Origin of the sequence: Rhizobium sp. NLR16a (assembly GCF_017948245.1) — a bacterium.
Lineage (GTDB): Bacteria > Pseudomonadota > Alphaproteobacteria > Rhizobiales > Rhizobiaceae > Rhizobium.
Genome location: NZ_CP072869.1, coordinates 242,441 through 262,536, shown reverse-complemented (window position 1 = coordinate 262,536; position 20,096 = coordinate 242,441). Strand labels below are relative to the sequence as shown.

The 20,096-nt window shown below is 60.5% G+C and carries 20 protein-coding genes and 7 pseudogenes; 12 read left to right on the top strand and 15 right to left on the bottom strand.

Annotated features, from left to right (window positions below; genetic code table 11):
- Window positions 1-46: 46 nt before the first annotated feature.
- The 4 genes and pseudogenes from traC to J7U39_RS28210 form a co-directional block, all read left to right on the top strand.
- On the top strand, window positions 47-343 hold the full coding sequence (traC, locus tag J7U39_RS28225) for a conjugal transfer protein TraC (RefSeq protein WP_210633083.1): 297 nt from the start codon (window positions 47-49) through the stop codon (window positions 341-343).
- 4 nt (window positions 344-347) lie between these two features.
- Window positions 348-563, top strand: a complete 216-nt coding sequence (locus J7U39_RS28220; RefSeq protein WP_210633082.1) for a type IV conjugative transfer system coupling protein TraD — start codon at window positions 348-350, stop codon at window positions 561-563.
- Window positions 550-2,481, top strand: coding sequence for a Ti-type conjugative transfer system protein TraG (gene traG / locus J7U39_RS28215; protein WP_210633081.1), 1,932 nt, complete (start codon window positions 550-552; stop codon window positions 2,479-2,481). Before J7U39_RS28220 ends, traG begins: the two co-directional genes overlap by 14 nt.
- 438 nt (window positions 2,482-2,919) lie before the next feature.
- Window positions 2,920-3,359 (top strand): annotated as a pseudogene (locus tag J7U39_RS28210) (thermonuclease family protein); the annotation flags it as partial.
- Window positions 3,360-3,606: 247 nt separating this feature from the next.
- On the opposite strand, the gene J7U39_RS28205 reads toward J7U39_RS28210, so the two are convergent.
- Window positions 3,607-3,924 carry a hypothetical protein gene (locus tag J7U39_RS28205; protein WP_210633080.1) on the bottom strand — a complete coding sequence of 106 codons (318 nt, stop codon included), beginning with the start codon at window positions 3,922-3,924 and terminating at the stop codon, window positions 3,607-3,609.
- Window positions 3,925-4,361: 437 nt separating this feature from the next.
- On the opposite strand from J7U39_RS28205, the gene J7U39_RS28200 reads away from it, so the two are divergent.
- On the top strand, window positions 4,362-4,670 hold the full coding sequence (locus J7U39_RS28200; RefSeq protein ID WP_210633079.1) for a WGR domain-containing protein: 309 nt from the start codon (window positions 4,362-4,364) through the stop codon (window positions 4,668-4,670).
- A gap of 62 nt (window positions 4,671-4,732) precedes the next feature.
- Here J7U39_RS28200 and J7U39_RS28195 read toward each other — a convergent pair whose 3' ends face one another.
- From J7U39_RS28195 to J7U39_RS28185, 3 genes are all read right to left on the bottom strand, one after another.
- Window positions 4,733-4,906, bottom strand: coding sequence for a hypothetical protein (locus J7U39_RS28195; protein WP_018482048.1), 174 nt, complete (start codon window positions 4,904-4,906; stop codon window positions 4,733-4,735).
- A gap of 293 nt (window positions 4,907-5,199) precedes the next feature.
- Entirely contained in the window at window positions 5,200-5,361 is a 162-nt protein-coding gene (locus tag J7U39_RS28190; RefSeq protein ID WP_210633223.1) for a hypothetical protein, read from the bottom strand.
- A 299-nt stretch (window positions 5,362-5,660) separates the two neighbouring features.
- On the bottom strand, window positions 5,661-5,972 hold the full coding sequence (locus J7U39_RS28185; RefSeq protein ID WP_018482050.1) for a DUF736 domain-containing protein: 312 nt from the start codon (window positions 5,970-5,972) through the stop codon (window positions 5,661-5,663).
- 452 nt (window positions 5,973-6,424) lie between these two features.
- On the opposite strand from J7U39_RS28185, the gene J7U39_RS28180 reads away from it, so the two are divergent.
- Window positions 6,425-6,601 (top strand): hypothetical protein, encoded by a 177-nt coding sequence (locus J7U39_RS28180; RefSeq protein WP_210633078.1) that lies wholly within the window; start codon window positions 6,425-6,427, stop codon window positions 6,599-6,601.
- Between the two features lie 6 nt (window positions 6,602-6,607).
- On the opposite strand, the gene J7U39_RS28175 is transcribed toward J7U39_RS28180, so the two are convergent.
- The 5 genes from J7U39_RS28175 to J7U39_RS28160 form a co-directional block, all read right to left on the bottom strand.
- Entirely contained in the window at window positions 6,608-7,534 is a 927-nt protein-coding gene (locus tag J7U39_RS28175) for a zincin-like metallopeptidase domain-containing protein (protein ID WP_210633077.1), read from the bottom strand.
- Between the two features lie 66 nt (window positions 7,535-7,600).
- Window positions 7,601-7,723, bottom strand: a complete 123-nt coding sequence (locus tag J7U39_RS32210; protein WP_259664871.1) for a hypothetical protein — start codon at window positions 7,721-7,723, stop codon at window positions 7,601-7,603.
- Window positions 7,724-7,839: 116 nt separating this feature from the next.
- On the bottom strand, window positions 7,840-8,424 hold the full coding sequence (locus tag J7U39_RS28170) for a hypothetical protein (protein ID WP_210633076.1): 585 nt from the start codon (window positions 8,422-8,424) through the stop codon (window positions 7,840-7,842).
- Window positions 8,425-9,207: 783 nt separating this feature from the next.
- The gene (locus tag J7U39_RS28165) at window positions 9,208-10,047 is read right to left on the bottom strand and encodes an NPP1 family protein (RefSeq protein ID WP_247241807.1); all 840 of its coding nucleotides are present in this window, start codon (window positions 10,045-10,047) and stop codon (window positions 9,208-9,210) included.
- 505 nt (window positions 10,048-10,552) lie between these two features.
- The gene (locus J7U39_RS28160) at window positions 10,553-11,665 is read right to left on the bottom strand and encodes a redoxin family protein (protein WP_210633075.1); all 1,113 of its coding nucleotides are present in this window, start codon (window positions 11,663-11,665) and stop codon (window positions 10,553-10,555) included.
- A 719-nt stretch (window positions 11,666-12,384) separates the two neighbouring features.
- On the opposite strand from J7U39_RS28160, the pseudogene J7U39_RS28155 reads away from it, so the two are divergent.
- A pseudogene (locus J7U39_RS28155) lies at window positions 12,385-13,001 on the top strand (integrase core domain-containing protein); the annotation flags it as partial.
- Window positions 13,002-13,243: 242 nt separating this feature from the next.
- On the opposite strand, the pseudogene J7U39_RS32025 reads toward J7U39_RS28155, so the two are convergent.
- A pseudogene (locus tag J7U39_RS32025) lies at window positions 13,244-13,648 on the bottom strand (plasmid partitioning protein); the annotation flags it as partial.
- Window positions 13,649-13,797: 149 nt separating this feature from the next.
- Window positions 13,798-14,355, bottom strand: a pseudogene (locus tag J7U39_RS32020) (DUF3991 and TOPRIM domain-containing protein); the annotation flags it as partial.
- A 39-nt stretch (window positions 14,356-14,394) separates the two neighbouring features.
- Between J7U39_RS32020 and J7U39_RS32015 the strand changes: the two are divergent.
- Window positions 14,395-14,745, top strand: a complete 351-nt coding sequence (locus J7U39_RS32015) for a hypothetical protein (protein ID WP_247241806.1) — start codon at window positions 14,395-14,397, stop codon at window positions 14,743-14,745.
- 99 nt (window positions 14,746-14,844) lie between these two features.
- Window positions 14,845-14,994 (top strand): hypothetical protein, encoded by a 150-nt coding sequence (locus J7U39_RS28145; RefSeq protein ID WP_210633073.1) that lies wholly within the window; start codon window positions 14,845-14,847, stop codon window positions 14,992-14,994.
- A 557-nt stretch (window positions 14,995-15,551) separates the two neighbouring features.
- Here J7U39_RS28145 and J7U39_RS28140 read toward each other — a convergent pair.
- Complete coding sequence (locus J7U39_RS28140; RefSeq protein ID WP_247241805.1) at window positions 15,552-16,088, bottom strand: GntR family transcriptional regulator; 537 nt, start codon at window positions 16,086-16,088, stop codon at window positions 15,552-15,554.
- Window positions 16,085-16,966, bottom strand: a pseudogene (locus tag J7U39_RS28135) (N-acetylglucosamine kinase). The gene J7U39_RS28140 and the pseudogene J7U39_RS28135 overlap by 4 nt, the downstream one beginning before the upstream one ends.
- Window positions 16,967-17,125: 159 nt before the next feature.
- On the opposite strand from J7U39_RS28135, the gene J7U39_RS28130 reads away from it, so the two are divergent.
- On the top strand, window positions 17,126-17,326 hold the full coding sequence (locus tag J7U39_RS28130) for a hypothetical protein (RefSeq protein ID WP_210633072.1): 201 nt from the start codon (window positions 17,126-17,128) through the stop codon (window positions 17,324-17,326).
- Window positions 17,327-17,491: 165 nt separating this feature from the next.
- On the top strand, window positions 17,492-18,214 hold the full coding sequence (locus J7U39_RS28125) for a Crp/Fnr family transcriptional regulator (protein WP_210633071.1): 723 nt from the start codon (window positions 17,492-17,494) through the stop codon (window positions 18,212-18,214).
- Window positions 18,215-18,240: 26 nt separating this feature from the next.
- Here J7U39_RS28125 and J7U39_RS28120 read toward each other — a convergent pair.
- Both J7U39_RS28120 and J7U39_RS28115 read right to left on the bottom strand, forming a co-directional pair.
- A pseudogene (locus J7U39_RS28120) lies at window positions 18,241-18,422 on the bottom strand (L,D-transpeptidase); the annotation flags it as partial.
- Window positions 18,418-18,642, bottom strand: a pseudogene (locus J7U39_RS28115) (hypothetical protein); the annotation flags it as partial. The pseudogenes J7U39_RS28115 and J7U39_RS28120, both read right to left, overlap by 5 nt.
- A 186-nt stretch (window positions 18,643-18,828) precedes the next feature.
- On the opposite strand from J7U39_RS28115, the gene J7U39_RS28110 reads away from it, so the two are divergent.
- Complete coding sequence (locus J7U39_RS28110) at window positions 18,829-20,040, top strand: NADP-dependent isocitrate dehydrogenase (RefSeq protein WP_104891193.1); 1,212 nt, start codon at window positions 18,829-18,831, stop codon at window positions 20,038-20,040.
- Window positions 20,041-20,096 lie beyond the last annotated feature (56 nt).

The window sequence follows — 20,096 nt, the reverse complement described above, 5'->3', positions numbered from 1 at the left end:
ACTGGGTTCGAAAGACAAGCTTTCGCAGCCAGGGAGACAGACGGACATGAAGAAGCCATCCGCGAAACTTCGCGACGAAATCGCCAAGCTGCAGGAACAGCTCAAACTCGCCGAGACCAGGGAAGCGGAACGCATCGGCCGCATCGCGCTCAAGGCGGGCCTTGGCGAGATCGAAATCGACGAGGCGGAACTTCAGGCAGCTTTTGAGCAACTGACCAAGCGATTTCGCGGAGGGCAGGGCACTACGACCGGAGGGACGAAGGGCGCCGGCGACAGCAGCGGACAAGCGTCGATCGCGGCGGACGCGTCTGGCGCGGGCGCGGGCAGCGCTGGCAAGGCTTGAGCGCATGGCGAGGACGATGACATCCGACACCCGCAAGAAGGACACGCGCGAAAAGATCGAGCTCGGCGGCCTGATCGTCAAGGCAGGGCTGCGCTACGAGAAGCGAGCGTTGTTGCTGGGCGCGCTGATCGATGCAGCGCGCCGCATCAAGAGTGACGATACCGAGCGGTCCAGGCTCACGGCAATCGGCGTGGAGGCCTTCGGCAATGACGATCAATAGGATTGCGCTCGTCGTCGTACCGGGGACATTGATGATCCTGGTCGTCATCGGAATGACCGGGATCGAGCAGTGGCTTTCCGGTATCGGTAAGACCGAGGCCGCGCGACTAGCATGGGGGCGGGCAGGGATCGCGCTTCCCTATCTCGCAAGTGCCGCGGTCGGAATCTTGTCCCTGTTCGCGACCGCCGGTTCGATCAATATCAAGCAGGCAGGTTGGGGCGTCGTCGCGGGATCGAGTGGGACGATCCTGATCGCAGCAGTCCGTGAAACAATGCGCCTTTCCTCTTTCATGAAGTCGGTACCGGCCGACAAGACGGTCTTGGCCTTTCTCGATCCAGCGACGGCGATCGGAGCGGGCGTAGCACTGATGTGTGCCTGCTTCGCACTCCGCGTCGTGCTCATCGGCAATGCGGCATTCGCAAGGGCCGAGCCAAAACGCATTCAGGGCAAGCGGGCGCTCCATGGCGAAGCGGATTGGATGAAACTGACGGAGGCAGCAAAGCTGTTTCCCGATGCCGGTGGTATCGTCATCGGCGAGCGCTATCGGGTCGACAAGGACAGTGTCGGGAGCCAAGCGTTTCGAGCCGATAGCGCCGAGACGTGGGGCGTCGGTGGCAAGTCGCCATTGCTGTGCTTCGATGGCTCGTTCGGCTCGTCGCACGGGATCGTCTTTGCCGGTTCCGGCGGTTTCAAGACGACGTCGGTGACGATCCCGACGGCACTCAAATGGGGCGGCACGCTGATCGTGCTGGATCCATCGAACGAGGTCGCACCGATGGTCTCCGGGCATCGCGGCGGAGCGGGAAGGGACGTGTTCATTCTCGATCCCAGAAAGCCGGCCACTGGCTTTAACGTCCTTGATTGGGTCGGCCGTTTCGGCGGAACCAAGGAAGAGGATATTGCCTCAGTGGCCTCATGGATCATGAGCGACAGCGGTAGCGCGCGTGGTGTCCGTGACGACTTCTTTCGCGCATCGGCGCTCCAGCTGCTGACGGCACTCATCGCCGATGTCTGCTTGTCCGGTCACACGGACGAGAAGGAGCAGACGCTTCGGCAGGTGCGCATGAATCTCTCGGAGCCGGAGCCGACATTGCGCAAGCGGCTCCAAGACATCTACGACAATTCCGGCTCGGATTTCGTAAAGGAGAACGTCGCAGCCTTCGTCAACATGACGCAGGAAACCTTCTCTGGCGTCTATGCCAATGCGGTCAAGGAGACACATTGGCTTTCCTATCCGAACTATGCCGCCCTCGTGTCGGGAAAGAAATTCTCGACCAGCGACATCGCGGCGGGAAACACCGACGTCTTCATCAACATCGACCTCAAGACCTTGGAGACCCACTCGGGTCTTGCGCGGGTCATCATCGGCTCGTTTCTGAATGCGATCTACAATCGCGACGGACAAATAAAGGGGCGCGCGCTGTTTCTCCTCGATGAGGTCGCCCGCCTCGGCTACATGCGGATCATCGAGACCGCGCGCGACGCCGGCCGCAAATACGGCATCACGCTCACGATGATCTATCAGTCGATCGGCCAGATGCGCGAAACCTATGGCGGTCGCGACGCGGCAAGCAAGTGGTTCGAGAGTGCCAGCTGGATTTCGTTTGCCGCGATCAACGATCCCGAGACCGCCGATTACATCTCCCGACGCTGCGGCATGACCACGGTCGAGATCGACCAGGTGAGCCGCAGTTTCCAAGCGAAGGGATCATCGCGAACGCGCTCGAAGCAGTTGGCTGCCAGACCACTCATCCAGCCCCACGAAGTCCTGCGCATGCGTGCCGACGAGCAGATCGTGTTCACCCCAGGAAACGCGCCGCTCCGATGCGGACGAGCTATCTGGTTCCGGCGCGGCGACATGAAGGCATGCGTCGGCACGAACAGGTTTCACATGATCGGCGATACGCCAACTGCATGATCCAAGCCGGCGCGCAGTGCAAACAAGCAAGGCTGATCCAGGAAAATGAAGAGTATCGGAGAAATCAGCATAGCGACGCCCGACGGGCGAGATTTCGGGAATTCTCGTTGCGTGACGGGAGGAAAACAGGGCAGCCGCAGGAGCCTCAACATAGTGGCACGAAGGGGAGGCGGGATCGACTGCTCCCCGCCCCTCGCGCACCATTTTGCCGGCCACACCGCAGCCCGGAGCCAAGCTCCTCCGTAAACGCAGATGAAACCGAGTCAGACATAGGGTGAGGCGAAACGAGGGATCGGATAGTGGCGAAATCGAATGTGGTTCCGTTCAGAGAGCCGCACGAAGGCCGGAGGCGGCCGCGATCGGCAGCGCGCGGGTGGAGGATTGCTGAGATCTGGCCGGAACAGATGGCGTAAACGCTCGACGGCAGTTCTATGCACCGTGATCATTGCTTTTGGAGGTTGGCTTGCCTATGGCGGCGCCGACGCTCTCCCCGGTTTCGCCACTTTGGCCAAGAACCGACGACGGATTCATTGTCGACCGCATTTTCGATGTGCGACGGAAGCCATCGAGCGAACTGCGTCGTCGACGGCGACACATTCTGGTTCAACGGCGAGAAAATCCGCATCGCCGACATCGATACGCCTGAACTCAGCCCGCCCCGGTGCGAGGCGGAACGGACAAAGGGTGAGGCGGCAAAATCCCGCCTGCTGACGCTGCTCAACGCTGGAAAATTCTCTCTGGCTGCCGGGTTCCGTGACGAAGACAAGTATGGACGCAAACTGCGAACCGTGTCTCGCGCGGGCAACTCGCTGGGCGATGTTTTGATCAAGGAAGGCCTCGCGCGGTCATGGGATGGGGCGCGACACGGATGGTGCAGGGCCTGTGACACCATCATCGTTTTTCCTGCACGGGAGAGGGATAGGGGTTTGGGGAGGGAGGATCGAAACGTCCCCTTTTCCCATTAGAGTTAGATTGAAGGAGGGGCATTGCCCTTCCTTCATGGGGTGAGATTGAGAGGGGCGGCAGAGCCCCCCTTTCATAGCCGCTCGGCTCGGTCGATCCGGCTGGAAGGGCTCATAGGGTAAGACAAAGACCAGAGGCGGCAAGCCGCCTCGAGTCTGGACCTCAATCCGCGGGATCGAAGAAGGGCTCTCTGTCCTCGAGGCCGATGTGCCATCGTTTGTCGGACCACCGCGACGGGAGGTAGATCTCATCACCGCCAAAATGCGCAATGATGATCTCGTCGGCCTCGTGGAACAATCCGAAATCGACCTTGTTGTCGATTGCCCAAAGCAGCGCCGCAGACAGAAATTCGCGCGAGATATCGGCGGGAAGACGCACTTCCGCATCGAAATTTCCGCGCAAACTTTCAAGCCAATCCGGCTGTTGAACCGGCAGCTTCTGGTCGTCTCCAACCGGCTGAGTGATTTGATGCTTTGTCATCAGGGTCTCCTTTTCGTTTCTGACGAAAGGTGTCCGCACTGTAGCCCGTGACGGGTCAGGGACCGCGGAACGCGGCCGCGCTGCGGCGAGCGGAGGAACCGATTTTCTCTGTGCCGCTTGCGGCGCTGGGGAAATTGGAGGGGCCGCGATGTCCTTGACGCGGAACGGCGGGTGCAAAATGGGACGTCAGAGATAGAACCGCGTCCTGAAGGGACGCGACCGCTTGCCATCTCCGATGGCGACGGGAGGCTCCGGCTGTCTCCGGACAATGAGATTTCGCAGAGGCATGCTTCTTGCTGCGAGAGGATCGTAACCCGGCGGCGCGGAGGCCGCGTGCGGGCTCCGGTCGCGGTGCGACCAGAGCCGTGCGCCATCGGCGCCTCGCCCAAGCCCCATTCTTCACGAAAATGAATCGGTCGTATCTGTAGGATTCACATATGTCGTTGGACGTAGCGGCGCCGTGTGAGGATCATGCCGGCATGATTTCGCAACCATACCAGCTCTATGTCGAACGAACGGATCCAGCCAAGAACATGGCGCGGTATTATGCCATGGAGATCGGGCAGACGATGTTCGGAGAGGCCTGCCTGACCCGGCGATGGGGACAGATCGGCAAGCGTGGACAGGAAAAGCAGCATGTGTTCGAACGGGAGGAGGAAGCGGTTCGCTTGTTCCTTGAGCTGTTGAAGCAAAAACGTGGTCGCGGCTATCGGCCAAAAACAACCTGCCGATATTCGCCGAGCTGACGATGATTGTGTTCCGCGTTCCAGCTGGTAGAGGAGGGGCCGCTGAAGCGGCCCACGGCGTGTTATTCGCGCCGGTTCCAGTCGGTCTCGAACGACGCCTCGATCTCGACGAAGAACGGAATCTTGATGGCCAGTTTCAGGCCGAGTTTCCCCTTGCGGAAGTAGTGACAGATCACCTTGCCGAGGGTGCGGAGCCGACGGCCGGTGGCGGTGAGGAACTGAGCGAGCTGTTGCACGGTATTTTCTCCTTTCGAAATGCGGATATCGCGCGGATAGGCCGCATGGCGGACAAGGAGGGACGCACCTGAAAGGACGAAACGAGAGTGAAGGACCTGCCGGCGCCATGAATTTAGCACGCGAGGAGCCGCAATACGGCGGGGAAAATTCTGGCGCCGGCTGGTTGCGGGCGACGGACGGGATGCAACATCCCCGATGTCGATGACGGTAGATCGAAAGGAGAGTCGCAGCGGATCGCCCCTCTCGGGATCCTGGATGCCGGCGGTCCCCCAGTGCTGGTGGTATGCCGCCCTCAGAAGGGCGGCTCGGCGTCGATGGAACCATCCTGTTCGCCAAGCATCATGATCAGCTCGGCCTGGGCGATTCCGAGCTCGGCTTCGATCTCGCGACGCTCGGCAGGCTCGATGCAAGCGTTCAGCTCGGCGCGCAGTTCTTCGATTTGTTGTTCGATCATCGTCATCTCCTTGATGTTTGAGAAAGATGACGCCCGCCGGCGTGGCGGTGGGTCAGGGTCAAGGATCGCGCATGCGACCGCCAGCGGCGGTGAGTGGGGGAGCCGAAATGCGCCGGCATTTTGGGGGAACCGCTCGTCCTTGAGGCTGTCCCGGCTCCACGGCACGATAGGCCCGATATGAGCAGACCCCCACCTCTCCGTATGGCACCCTAAAAGTCGGCCGCGGGCTCGACGCCCGTTGCCGGCTTCCTTAAAGCGGCCAGTTGGCCCCGCCTCGGTGGCGGGGCCTTGTTGGGATCTCAATCCCGATTGGGGCGGGACCAGATCAACTGGTAGCCGTCCTCGCCTTCGACCTCGGAGAGCGTTGCGTAGATCGGGGCGGGGAAGCTCGGGTCGTCCAGCTTGACCGAGAGATAGTCGCGGTCGCTCTCGCCGGAGCGCTTCTGCCAAGCCGCACCCAGCTCGACATTGCCGGCGTAGATGCGGAAGTGCGGGCCCTTGTCGGAGGGGCTGTCGACGCGGGCGATGCGGGCCTTGACGTTGAGTGCGAGGGTGCGGATCGAGCCGGTGAAGCCGTTTTCGTTTGCGGTGAAAGTGCCGATGGTAGCCATTGTCTGTTCCTTTCGGTTGTTTCGGGCCGCGCCCTTCGCGGCCTCGATGGCTGTCGCAAGGATCGGGGACGATCGGACCGCACCTGGAAGGCCGTAATGAAATGGAGGGCGGTCGGGAGAAACTTTGTTGTCGCGCGAGGAATGCGAACGCAGTTCGCTGGGGAAGAAAGTTGCGGACGGCCGTTGCGGGAGAACGATCGAGGCGAAGCCGGTCTCCGATCAGACATGCCTCATCGAGCCCGCGGAGGGCGTGGCCTATGACAGCGGTGGAAGGAACTTGGTCATGGCCCTCGCCGTGCGTTGCCCCGGCAGAACAGCCCGGCCGCGAAGCCGTTCCCCAGGTCTCTAAAGCATAGCGTCGGCTTCGGATGCGACAAACTCGGCCGTCCGGGCAGTTGTCTCCTCTCATCAACGCAATATTGTCGGGCCGCGATTCGTCGCCTGGAGGATCTATGCGTCAGCAGACAAAGCCGTTTACCGTCGAAATCAAGCAGTCCCGAAAGCTGAAAGCCGACGATCGGAAAACATCGATCTGGGGGAGGCTGGACCTCACGTCCGATGAGCACGCGCTCGCGGAGAGAGCGCCGAAAGAGCTGTCGGCCGTTGCGGGTGACAACGACCGACCTTGACGTCTCCTACGCGGCCGCTCTCTCGTCGGCCTGAATGGGCTGGAGACCGTGCAGGAAGCTGACGGCACGCTGGGCATGCGCCGCGACTTGGAAGATGGCCCGCTTGTCGTCGGATAGAACCTTCAGCCACGAGCCGAGGTACGACGCATGGTCCGGCCGGGGCTCCAGCTCCGGTGCGATCCCGAGATCGGCGCATAGGAAGCAACTCCCGAGCTCCGCAATCAGCTCTTCGCGAGCCCGCTCGGTCTTGTCCTTCGTATAGCGGCTAAGATCGCGATCGACGCGATCGGGGCGCGCAGTCCAATGGCAACTTTCGTGACTGAGCGTGGCCACGTAGGACGCCGCGTCTCGGAATGTCTCGAACGGCGGCATCTGGATGTGGTCCGTGACCGGCGAATAATAGGCCTGCGCGCCACCATGCCGAATGACAGCGCCCGTGTTGCGGAAAAAGCGATCGGCGTGCTCGATGTGCTCGATCGCATCGAGCACCGGGGTCGGTGGGTGATGATAGTGTTCGGGCAGTCCGGCGATCTGCTCGATGTTGAACACTGTGTAAGCCTTCAAGAATGAGATTTCCCGATCGACTTCTCCACCACTGCCGTCCGCCTCGGGCTTGGTGAACCGGCTGGCGAAGACGACTGTCGAGCCGGTCTCGCCCTTTCGCACCGCCGCCCCCAGTTCAAGCGCCTGCTTGAAGGTCATCCACATGGGTGAAGTGAAGCCGCGCGCCATCCCCTCCGACCATAACAAGAGAATGTTCATGCCCGAATAGGGCTGACCGTTGTGGCGCAGCGGCCGGGTAATCCGGCCCTTGGTGTTGGCCGCATGCCATGGCTTCATCCAGGGTTTTACACCCTTTTCGAGGTCGGCGACGATTCTATCCGTGATCCGCGCATAGATGTCGGCGCGTTCGCCTTCGGCTTTCCTGCTCATGTCCTTATCCTTCGTTTGAGGCCGCGCCATCGCGACCCCGTCGCGGAGGTCCGAAGGCAGGAGTGATCAGGCGGCTCGCGGCACCGGAACGGCCAGAACGGAGTGGAGGACGGCAAAGCCGTTGCGGCGGGCAACCGGCTCCTGCAGGACCGCCGACCGGGACGGGATCGCGTGGCGAGCGAGGTCCATGTTCTTCCCTCTCTCTTCCTTCTGATGACCTGGAAAAAGGCCGGTCCCAAAGGAACCGGCCTAATGATCAGGGAGAGGGAAGAAAGGGCGGAGCCGAAGCTCCGCCGACAAGCGGCTCAACCGAGAGCTGCCATCTGCGCCTCGGCCGCCTTGCGGTCGAGCGACTGGCCTGGGTTTTCGACCGGGCGGTCGAAAGGCTTCCAGGCTTCGCCGATGACGTGGCTGTAAGCAGCGACTGCACCTTCAGCGGCCATCCGCAGGGCGTGGGACTGTATGCCCATGTCCGCGGCGAATTCGCGCTTGCGCTGGGCGGCGCTGTCGTAACCGACCGGGCCGTCGAGGTCCTCGTCACGGGCATCGTTTGCTGATTTCGCGGTGGCGTCACGCGCCTCCGATACCGCGCGGCTGTAGAACTGGCCGGCTCCGTGCGCAGAGCCGACATAGGCCCCGACGATACGCTGGAGATGGATCTGCATCGCTTTCTCGCCGAGACCGTCCGAGAGGCTGTCGGCGGTCTCAATGATCAGGCGCTCGTGGAGCTCACGGATGCCGTCGCTGTCGACCGCGGCGGTTCCAAAGCTCTCGGCGATCAGCATTGCCTGGACGGTGTCCGGGCATGTGAGCCTGACCATTTCGAGGGTGGCGCCCTTGCGGAGCGGCACGACGCGGCCTGCGGGTCGAGTGGTTACGGGCTTGGCCATGGGATCTTCCTTTCGTGGTTTCCACCGAAGCGGCTCCGGCCCCTGCCGGTCTGCCCTTCGATGCGGTCGACAGGAACCGGCTGAGGACGGGCGTTTTCACGGGTCCGGGGCGGCTGGAAGAGCGAAACGGGTTTGCGGACAAGCGGGGGTAAAGCCCTGCGAAGGGCGCGAACCCGTTTTGCGAGGAAGGCTGCACCGGCCGCTCCGCGGCGCGCCAGCGGCCTTGAAACGACCGGCCGCCGGTTCAGACCGCAGCGAAAACGAAGGGCAGACCGGCGGGGCGGGCTATGACTCCGAAATCCCGAAGGAGAGAACCTCTGCGACCGACAGCCCGCATTCCTCCTCCAGCGCATCAGCCCGCACCAAAAACGCACCCTCTCGGCCGGGCCCATGCCGCCGCACCATCCGTGTCATCGCCGAGCGTCAGACGCATGGCGGCGATCGCCCCTCCTGACGTTTTTAAGCTTGCGAGCTAGCGCAGCGATTTCCGTTCGTCGCTCGAAGGTGCACCGCTCGATGAGATCCCGAAACAGCTGTTCATCGCCGGTCCAGCGCCACCCACCCAGCGGTGCGAGTGGAGCGCGGCTTTCTCCGTGACCGCGATGCGCTCGGTCCGACGCCTAATCTGCCGGCCATGCGACCGGGATAGCGGGTTATCTCTCGCCTTGCTGTCACCACGCGGGACAGAAGAAGGCCGGAACTGACCGCGGTCGCGCCTATCCCTGCGCTTGGAAGGCAGACGAATTCATACGCGATCTTCTAGCGCCGCAAGGAACCCCAGCATCAACGATAATACGCCCTAGTCAGATTTTGATAAAAATTGCGTGTGATGAACGGCACGCTCACGCCGAAGTCATACAAATTGAGCGTGTGCGATGCTTCATAGGTCAGATCGAGCCAACCGATCGCAGGCTGCATACCGCCACGGGTTCTCGTGCCCACGACTATGTGCCCGCTTGAATAGTCATGCAGATACGCAACCAGTGGATGGGTTCCATCCATGTGCGGCTTTGTCGTCGTATGGTAACCACGATTGCTCCAGTAACTAACCGCGTTGACGTGCGCTTGGCCGTCGCAACTTGATAGCCATACGATGACATTCTGCCAATCATATCGAGACCCCACATCGGTTGGCCAATCTCCGATCTTGTTCTTGGGGAAGAACCAAGAATACATGACCGCGCACTCGCCCTCAAACTCATCCGCCCTGACATAAATTTGTCCAAGGTTTTTTGAGCACCCGTCCGACGCAAAACCAGATGGCTTCAGACCGCCGCTGACGTTGCCGGCGGCATCTACTGCCGGGAAAGGCACACAGCCGCTATAGACTTTGAGGTAAGGCTGGTAGGTCTTGAGGAATTCGGAGGTGCTGTCGGGAAACCCTCGGACCTCGTCGTGATTAATGACTTGAGGAGCGTCGGCCTCAACCGATCGTCCGCAAATGAGGGCAAATATTAATGCGGCAAAGAGCGTTCGCCGACGAGATGCACTGGTGAGAGCGACCTTGCTTTTTTTGCGTAGAAACTTTATTCTCCCTTGTCTTAAACCGTTTTGACCAGCTTGCGCGCCGCGGTCGAATTGTCGTTTGACACGCGCCGGATCTCTCGTGAGCCGACAAGTCATGACTGCTTGTCCTCAAGCCGCGCGGCATCGTGACGTCTCTCCCCAATCTTCAGCGTCCACCTCAGCTCGCTTGACCCGCCAACTGCGCCCGCTGCGGCGGATACAGATTGAGAATGGAAAAGACTTTGAGCCAGACACGCGGCTTTCGTTCTTAAAGCGAGCTTAAATCGCCTGATTGCGGGTCGCGTCTTCGAGATCCGGTATTTGCTTGTGAAGTTTTGGATATTGTCCGGAGATGTTTGGACTTTCTGGCTTTGGGCAACCCGCGATGCGCCGTTCAGGAGCTCCCTTAGCTCGACATGACATTCTGGCACAGAGCCACCACCTTTCGGGGTACACTCGAGTGCGAAGCCGCGGGATCGGGCCCACAGATCCGCGAACCTGTCCGATGCAGAAGCTCGCGCGAAACGCGGGCGATCCGGTCGGATCAAACATGCGTTTTTGCTCCAATGGTTCGTTAGAATTCCTGTCGACGCTGTCTGAGCAGCGCCAACAGGTTCCTATCTCAACACTGCTTTCGCGGAGCCGCACAAATCCCCCCATAACAAACCTGCTCTCCCTTATACTCCGCCAAGGTATGCAGCAAATGCACCATCCATTCGTGCTTCTCGACGTCCGGGAGAGACGCTCCGTCTACCAAATTCAGAGCCTGCTCGATCAAATCCACCGCGCGATCCTTGTCGCCGCTCTCATGGTAGTAAAAGGCAATCGTCTCGTAAGACTCAGCGCGTGAGAGAGCATCCAGCTGCGGACACAGTATCTGGATTCGTTCGGAGAGATCCTTGCCCAGTGGCAAGCGTTCGGCCAATGGAAGGCCCGAGTAATCGTAGATTGGACCGAAGAGGTCTTGCATCGCCGCGAGAAGCCAATCGTCAGAGTTTCGTTCAATTGCAGTGCGAGCAAATTGGACTAATGCTATCCAGCCCGCCTCCATGTCGCGCATTACTCCAATCAATATCTCGACATGCTTCTGGTGGAACCTGATGTTGTCCGGGAAAAGGATGATGCCCTCTTCAATGGCCGAGAGCGCCGTCTCCCAATCCTCAATATCGGTCGCCGCCCGGATTCGACGACGCAACGCGTTCTCCGGAGCATCGATCTCGGCTGCAGCAACCCGCTCCTTTTCGGCATTTTTTGCTTCAGCGCTGGCGCGCCAGCTGCCGTCAATCACTTTTGGCAGAACCTCATCGAGTAAATGTGGAGGACCAATAAAGACGATGCTGCCGTCTCGGTCGACAACGAACGCCTGTGGAACATGGAAAGTCAGGCTAGCATCCATCCAATGCTTATCCATTTCGCCTGAGTAGTCGAACCCGATCCGTATGTTCGCATTCGGGAGCCATTCGGTCACCCATGCGTCCACCTCAGCTAGGGCCTCGTCAACCGTTGCGGTCCGCTTATTTGCTACAATGCCGATGACCTCAATTCCGATGTCCCGGTATTGCTCCTGCAACGGAGCCAGGCGGGCCAGCGCCGGCCCGCAACCACTGCAGGTAGTCGAAACGAACACAGGGATGTATATTTTGCCCAGCTGGAAGTTGGAAAGCGGATCGCCGCGCAGCCAGTGCTGCACGTTGATCGACGGGGCTGGAGAGCCGCTATTTAAGCTGGAGGTCATTTTCATTCTCCACCAGTAGTTATCCGACGCTTCGTGCGCCAGGGATGAGCGTGTGAAGTATCAGGTCGAGTTGCTTCGATTTCGAAACGCGGGGCATGTTCCGTCTGTTGGACCCACGCTTGTGATCTCGTCTTCTAAAATGGCTTCTGCGGGTGCGGGCGGCCATTGCGAGTGTCCTTCTTTTGGGAGCGATGTTTCCGTCGTGACAGGAAGACGCCGAGCCTTGATGCAGATGGAGGTCTTTAAAGAGTTCCCATTAGCCATGAACACGACTTATGCTTCTCCGCGTTAGACGCCGCGGGGCCATGCAAGCGACGTCTGTAAGTCAGGCGCCGGAGGTTCAGCCTCTTTGCAATTGCGGATCCGACCGGGGCCGGTCTCCATCAATTGTCCGCTTTCCGGAACGACGATCAGGCGCCTGAATGTCCGGCACCCGTTTGATAAAAGGCACAGTGTGCATAGTCACTTGATCTCCCGAAATCGGAACAGGTCAGTAGCGACCCGGCTTACTCTGAGCACTACTCGTGCCAGTCAGGTTGCGCCGATAAGCCATTGAGATTGCACATGTGCTGTTGTCGCTATTCGCAGGGTTTTGTAGGGCTTCCGACATGCGTTGTCGGAAGCCGCCCCGATCACTACCGCGTTGGAGAGGCGCTCCGACAGGCTTCCAATCGGATAAGTCATGAAGGCTGCGCTACGAGCGGGGAGATTTGTACCGCTATCGTCGCGTGCACGTGCTGTTCGAACGTGAGGGTTGGGGTACCAACATCAAGCGAACCTACAGGGACTTGGGCCTGCAATTGCGGAACAAGACGCCCAAGCGCCGGGTAAAGGCCAAACTTCGCGAGGATCGGCAAATGGCTGTCGGAGCGAATGATGTCTGGGCGATGGACTACGTTCACGATCAGCTCGCCACCGGAAAGAACTGCGCGTTGTGACGATGGTCGACACCTTCTCGCGTTATACACTCCCGTGCTAGATCCACGCCACAGCTATCGAGGTGAAGATGTCGTGCAAACCTTGGAACGGGTGTGCCAAAACGTCGGCTATCCGAAGACGATCCGTGTCGACGCGGGGACGGAGTTCGTATCCCGCGATCTTGACCTTTGGGCCTACGCCAAGGGGGTGACCTTGGACTTCTCACGCCCAGGCAAGCCGACCGATAATGCGTTCATTGAAGCGCTCAATAGCCGCTTCCGCGCGGAAAGTCTGAACCAGCATTGGTTTCTAACACTTGCGGATGCGCCCGAAACGATGGAGGATTGGCGTAGATTACAACGAAGAACGGCCTCATGGTGCAATCGGCAATGAGGTACCGATCTCGCTGATAAACTAGGCAGGCGCAACCAGTTCCAGTCCCAAATGGACTAACACAACGTGGCAGGTCAGCGGATCAGCCTCCCTTGCTGTAGCGGCGGGCGAGGCGTGCCGTCGCACCAGGCGACGATCGAGCCACTCGGGGCGAGCTCATAAACCAAAGACGCAGACATCTTCGTTCTCCTGTTTTGATGTGTGGAAACAAAGCCGCCGCCGGTAATGGCCGGCGGCGGTATCGGTCGAAACGAAGTGAGGAGATTGCTACTCGGCGGCGATCCCGTAAGCGGTCTCGAGGCCATTGGCGCTGACGTCAGCGTCGGCTTCGTCCAACTCTTCTTGCTCGGCGTCCGCCGCGTTGCCGTCGTCCTCGGCTTCCGGAACACGCGGATTGGCCTCCCCTTCGTCCTCGACCGACGGCTCACCGTCCTCGCTGCCGCCGACCGGCCCGTCGGCGGGGGCTTCGCCGTCCTCGCCACCATGTTCCGTGCTCTTGGCAAGCCACTCGGCCAGCTTCGCGTCATCGGGCGCGAAGAGGGCAGACTGATGCACGAAGCGCTCCTCCTTGAAGTGCTCGACAAGGGCAGCGCGGGTGTCCCGGACGCGCGGGCAGGGAACGACACTCGTGCCGCCGCAGGACGCTTCCAATGCCGGGCGAGAGAGGCACGCCGGCTCCGCCGGGCGAAGCCTCCCTTGATGCGGGCGGTGCGAATGCGGCACGCCTCTTTCCTTTCCCGTTTTTCCTTTTCCCCAATCTTCAGGGTCTCGTTCCAGTCCTCCTCGGGCGGGCGCAGCCGCGTCCAGTCGCACCCGGTATCCTCGGCGGGCGCCCGCAATCGCTCGGCAAACAGATCGCCTTGTGCATTGGCGTCCGTCGCAGCGAACAGCCGGGTATCCGGTCGGGAGACCAAGTCCCGCAGCGTGGCTTGCGTGGCCGGCGACCACCCGCCACCGGTGCTGAGATAGAGCGTGCCTTCCCACATCCTCTCGATCGCCGCGAGACTCATGGCATCGATCCCAGCTTCCGTGACGGCCAGGCGCAACGCAGTAACCGACCCGAGACGAAAGAGAGCCTTCCTTCCGCCAGAGGAGAAGCCCCGGTATTGCGGCCCTCGTGCCTCCCAGCCGGTCACAACTCCGGTCTTGTCCGAATGAGCTGCCCATATGCTGCCATGCGGACCTTCTCGAAGAAAGCCGCCTTTGATCGCGTTGCGGAGTAAATGCGCGGGCAGGCAACGCTCGCCGTTGAGGTAACGCCATGTCGACGATCCGGGCCATGAGCGGCGGCGCGCCTGCCAACGATCGGGGAGGGAGAGGTCGCATCCTCCATCAAGCTCCAACGGCTGCCACTCCGGCTCGGTGATCGTGAACCCCACGAGATCCGCGACCCTTTCGGCGGCTTCGCGAAATCCGACATGATCGAGATGCTCGACAAGCCCGAACACATCGCCTTTCGCATCACTGAGCGGATCGAACCATCCACGCCCTTCATGCGTGACGATGATGATTTCACCGCCACGGCGAAACTTGATCGCCCGCCGGGTGCTTTCCTTGATGTCGATGGCGAAGCTCGCCTTTTCGAGAACGGCCGCGCAACTGACCCGTTCGCGGAGCGCTTCTATGTCCCTTCTCTTCATTTTATTTCCGATCGCCCGGCGATCGGCCCTCGTTGCCCGTCCTTGCCCGTCGTTTCGCGGACACTTCCTCGCGCCGCGAAGAGCAAAGGCTGCAAGGGCGCGGCCGGCAATTGTCGGATCATGCAATGATCTGCCCGATCGCGGCGAAGCCTCCCTTGCGGCATGCGGCTCGCAAGCGGCACGCCAACGGCAAGGCCGCCTCCAATGAGCCGGCCAGGGAAAGAATTCATGGACGATCTCAAGGTCGTCGTCGGCATCGATCTCGGCAGAGAGAAAGACGCTGTATTCACCGTCGAATTCAAAGACGGTGATCGGACCATGAGGTCATGGGAGCTGGAAGGAGCGGCACTGTGTGCGGGAAAGACCGAGCGACTTTAGAGAGGCTCCAGCGGGAGCCGGCCAATTCCCGCTCATGGCTCCTCAAAGGCGTGGGACCTTTCAGCGGGGAAACCGCGGATTGGTTTGCTTTCCTGGCCACCTCGGTTCGGCTACGTTCCGCACCGACCGCAGGAGCCATTGTCTCCGTGTTTTCAAAACCGATGGCGCGACCTTGCTGCGCCTGACCTCGCCAAAAACGGTGCATTTACAAGCAGCATGCAAGGTAAGGTGAAAGCGTCCGGCGCCCTCCACCATGATGCGATCAGTCTGATCGCGTGAGCTTTATTTTCTCGAGCGCCTGTTCCACCGAGTCGGCTTTGAGCGAAATAACCGCACGCTCCACGCACGCCTGAATTTCAGCGGTATCCTTTCCCTCGATCAACGCTATATCAGCCACAGTCCAGCCTCTCGATATCCAATGGAGACAGGTTCGTTCAAACGGCGAGAGCATTGCTATCTTCATGACGCGCTGGTCCCACTCAGCTAAAGCCCAGCAGGTTTCCGAGCGGAAAACATCGACCATAAGATTGGAGAACCTGTGCAAATTTGATTCAAGATCACCATGACTGCTTGCCTCGAAAACCTTTGTCGGGCAGGAACTCGGAGGAAATGCATATGCGTTCAATCGCAAGCGGCTGGCCCGCCGAGCTCCGCAAATGGGTGATGCGCACGACGCGACTGTCGCTTGACAGGCCGAGTGACATCATCTCCTCTGGTGCGGGATGGGACGTGCTGCGCTCGATGCACTCGACTTTCGTGCCCGATCCAATCCAGGAAATGCCACCCGTCAAAAGGTTCGCGCGTGACGGAGGCTGATCTGCGCGGACCGCCGATCCGGCTACGAAGGTTCCTGAGCCGCGCCGGCGAACCAGAAATCCCTCTTGGACGAGATGGTCGATTGCTTTGCGGACCGTTACACGGCTAACGCGGACATGTTCAGCGAGGTCTCGTTCGGGATAAAGAACGTCGCCCTCTTTGAGTTTACCCGACACGATCGCCTTTTCAAGCGCCAGGCGAAGCCTTTGATAGAGCGGACCGGCGCCCTTGATGTCTGTGCCCCATACTGGAAGCATGGCCGCAAGCCTGTCGCTCATTCGATCGCTTTCAGATGCCCGAAGCGCGACACAGCCAGGGCCACGGCCCCGCTCAGTGCATCGCCTTCGGGCGTTACCAATAGACTTTGATGCCGTGCAGCGATCCAGGACGAATACAGCGGCCCCAATCCCCCGAGCAGGCAAATCTTCTGCGTTCCTTGCGCGACTAGACGATCGAGTGCTTCGTCAACTGAAACAGCGGCTTCTTGCAACAGGCGCGCGGCGACGGCATCGCCCTGTTTCATGTGCTCGAATACGCGCGGCGCATAGCGGCCGAAGGCGCCGGGCTTTGCCTGCCGCGCAAACTCGACGATATTGCGTGGGTCATTTTTGAATTCCGCAAGGACGGAGGCGGTCATCGCGGACATGTCGTGGATGCCGTCATATGCGAGCAGCGTTTCTTGCAAAAGCGCATGTCCAATACGAGCGCCGCTGCCGAGGTCGCCCACAGTAAAGCCTCATCCGCCGACGTAGGTCACCGTTTCGCGGTGGCGGGAAATGTAGATCGTGCCTGTTCCTAAAATGGCGACGGCTCCGTCTTTATCACCAAGCGCGCCTTGTAGCGCGATCAGCCCGTCTGACTCGATGTCCGCCTGGGCGAAGGGTAGCCTGTTTTTCACGTAGTGAACGGCCTCGCCGACATTATTGCCCGCGACCCCAAGTACTGCACGCGCCGAGGCGATGCTACGCGCATTGATTCCAGCTGCGTAGAAAGCCGCGTGGGTCGCACTGGCAATGTTGTCGAGGGCCGTATCCGGATCGGAGAGAATGTTGGCTGGCCCGGCTTGAGCCCGCGCAAGGATACTCCCGTTCGCACCGGCGACTGCAGCACGGCAGCTGGTGCCACCGCCGTCTATTCCGATTAGGTAGACAGTCATCCGCGCGTTCCTTCAGGAGGTCATCTGACACAGCGTCGATCGCCTTCGGGCCGCACCAGCTGCGCGCATCGTGTTCGTACGTACGTCGCACAAACATACCGGATTGTCAACTGGAAACCGGCTAGAGAGAGTATGTGCGACCCAGCTGAAGGAACCCGCATGCCTTTCGACCTGAATCCTTTCCCCGTCGCGAGTAACCGGCATGCAATTTGGGAAATGCTCGTGCGCAAAGACGTCGTCGGCTTCGTCGCCCAGCATTGGAAGATCTTTGCTCCGTCGTTCAAGTTTGAAGGATTGTGCGGGACGGCCTCGTGTCGAGGCAGGCGCTATCCAAAAACAGCCATGGCACCGAAACTTTGATCTGGATCAACTCGCGGTCCCGGCGAAATTGATAATCATCAAGCCGCGCTGAAAGAAATCGGGATAGCCGAACCCGCAATCGCGGCGTAATCGTCTAGGGTATGCCCAGCATGCCCGGCATGCGCAGCGACACCCGGCACACGCGGATTTCGAAGGGATCAGGAAATGGACGTTGCACGCAGTAAGGTTTCCGACGCCGGCGCTCCCGTCGCTTGCGCTTCCTGCCAAGCGCGGCACGGCGTCGTCTGCGGCGCGCTGTGGAGCGGCCAACTCCGAGAGCTCGGCCGCCACTCGCTGCGCCGCACGGTCGATGCCGGCAGCGAGATCATCGCTCAAGGGTCGGAAAGCTCTTTCTATTCGAACATCATGCGCGGGGTAGTAAAGCTCTGCAAGGTGATGCCGGACGGGCGCCAGCAGATCGTCGGCCTGCAATTCGCCCCCGATTTCGTCGGCAGGCCCTTTGTGCCCGAAAGCATGCTGTCGGCTCAGGCTGCGACCGACGCCGAAATCTGCGTCTTCCCCCGCGACCTGCTCGACCGCATGATATCGGAGACGCCGAAGCTGCAGCGCAGCCTGTACGATCAGGCGCTGAAGGAGCTGGACGCCGCGCGCGAATGGATGCTGACGCTCGGCCGGCGCACCGCCGAGGAGAAGGTCGCAAGCCTGCTCCACCTCATCGCCACCCACGCCGAACCGCAGACCGCCACGACCACCTCTTTCGACCTGCCGCTGTCCCGCGCCGAGATCGCCGATTTTCTCGGTCTGACCCTTGAAACCGTCAGCCGCCAGTTGACCAAGCTGCGCAAGAGCGGTGTCATTCGCATCGAGAACTTTCGACATATCATCGTCCCGGACATGGATGAGTTGGAGCGGATGATCAGCGCATAGAACGGGATCAGCTGCCGAATTCGGGGTCAGCGCGTGATCACGACGCGGGTATTGGCGAGGCCAGCCTGTGCGCCAGCGAGAAGAACTGGGCGGCATTGTCGGAGTGCAGGCGAACGCAGCCATGCGAGGCCGGCCGGCCCAAGCGCTTAAGGTCGAAGGTGGCGTGAACGGTCTAACCGCCGCTGAAGAACACGGCGCACGGCAACGGCAGGAAGCTGTGCCGCCGCCTGGTACTTCGCGACGAAATCGCGACTGTAGAGATGGTCAAGCCGGCTCGCATCGAAGATGTCGGTCCAGTCGCTGTTATTGTCGGCCCAGTTGCTCTTGGTTGCCTCGATGATATCCTTCACGGGATCAATGATGTCAGTGGCATGGCCGATGCCGGAAAAGGCGATAAGGCTTGCGATAACAACGAAGATTGTCTTCATGGTCGGATGTCCGGATCGGCAGATCGAGGCGGACACCAACCAAATTCCAGCACTTGGCAATGGCGGGAAAAATGCATTGTCGAGCCCCCTGCAGCTTTGCGTTCCCGGTTCACAATGCTATAGCGCTCCTCATCGCATCACCCACCCGGGACGCCGGTGCCCATCAAGCTCGAACGAGGCAGATACATGAACAAGATCAAGGTCGCCAATCCCGTCGCCGATCTCGACGGCGATGAAATGACGCGCATTATCTGGCAGCTCATCAAGGATAAGCTGATCCATCCGTATCTCGACCTCGACATCGACTATTTCGACCTCTCGGTCGAAAACCGCGACGCCACCAACGACCAGGTCACTGTCGACGCCGCCAACGCCATCAAGAAGTACGGCGTCGGCATCAAGTGCGCGACGATCACGCCGGATGAAGCCCGCGTCAAGGAATTCAACCTCAAGGAAATGTGGAAGAGCCCGAACGGCACGATCCGCAACATCCTCGGCGGCGTCATCTTCCGCGAGCCGATCATCTGCAAGAACGTGCCGCGCCTCGTTCCCGGCTGGACCAAGCCGATCGTCGTCGGCCGCCACGCCTTCGGCGACCAGTACCGCGCCACCGATTTCAAGTTCCCCGGCAAGGGCAAGCTGACAATCAAGTTCGTCGGCGAAGACGGCACCGTCATCGAGAAGGAAGTCTTCAACGCACCGGGCGCCGGCGTTGCCATGGCCATGTACAATCTCGACGAATCGATCCGCGAATTTGCCCGCGCCTCGATGATGTACGGCCTGATGCGCAAGTGGCCGGTCTATCTGTCGACCAAGAACACCATCCTCAAGGCCTATGACGGCCGCTTCAAGGACATCTTCGAGGAAGTCTACGAGACCGAATTCAAGGACCAGTTCAAGGACGCCGGCATCACCTACGAACACCGCCTGATCGACGACATGGTCGCCTCTGCGCTGAAGTGGTCGGGCGGCTATGTCTGGGCCTGCAAGAATTATGACGGCGATGTCCAGTCCGATACGGTCGCCCAGGGTTTTGGCTCGCTCGGCCTGATGACCTCGGTACTGCTCACCCCCGACGGCAAGACGGTGGAAGCCGAAGCTGCCCACGGCACGGTGACGCGCCACTACCGCCAGCATCAGAAGGGCCAGGAAACCTCGACGAACTCGATCGCCTCGATCTTCGCCTGGACGCGTGGCCTGGCGCATCGCGCCAAGCTCGACGACAATGCCGAGCTTGCCCGCTTCGCCGCAACGCTCGAAAAGGTCTGCGTCGACACTGTCGAATCCGGTTTCATGACCAAGGACCTGGCGCGGCTGATCGGCCCCGACCAGCCGTGGCTCTCGACCACTGCCTTCCTCGACAAGATCGACCAGAACCTGCAGAAGGCCATGGCGTAAGCCGGCCTTTCCAAGATAACTTCGAAGCGGCGGGGATTTCCCCGCCGTCAGATTGC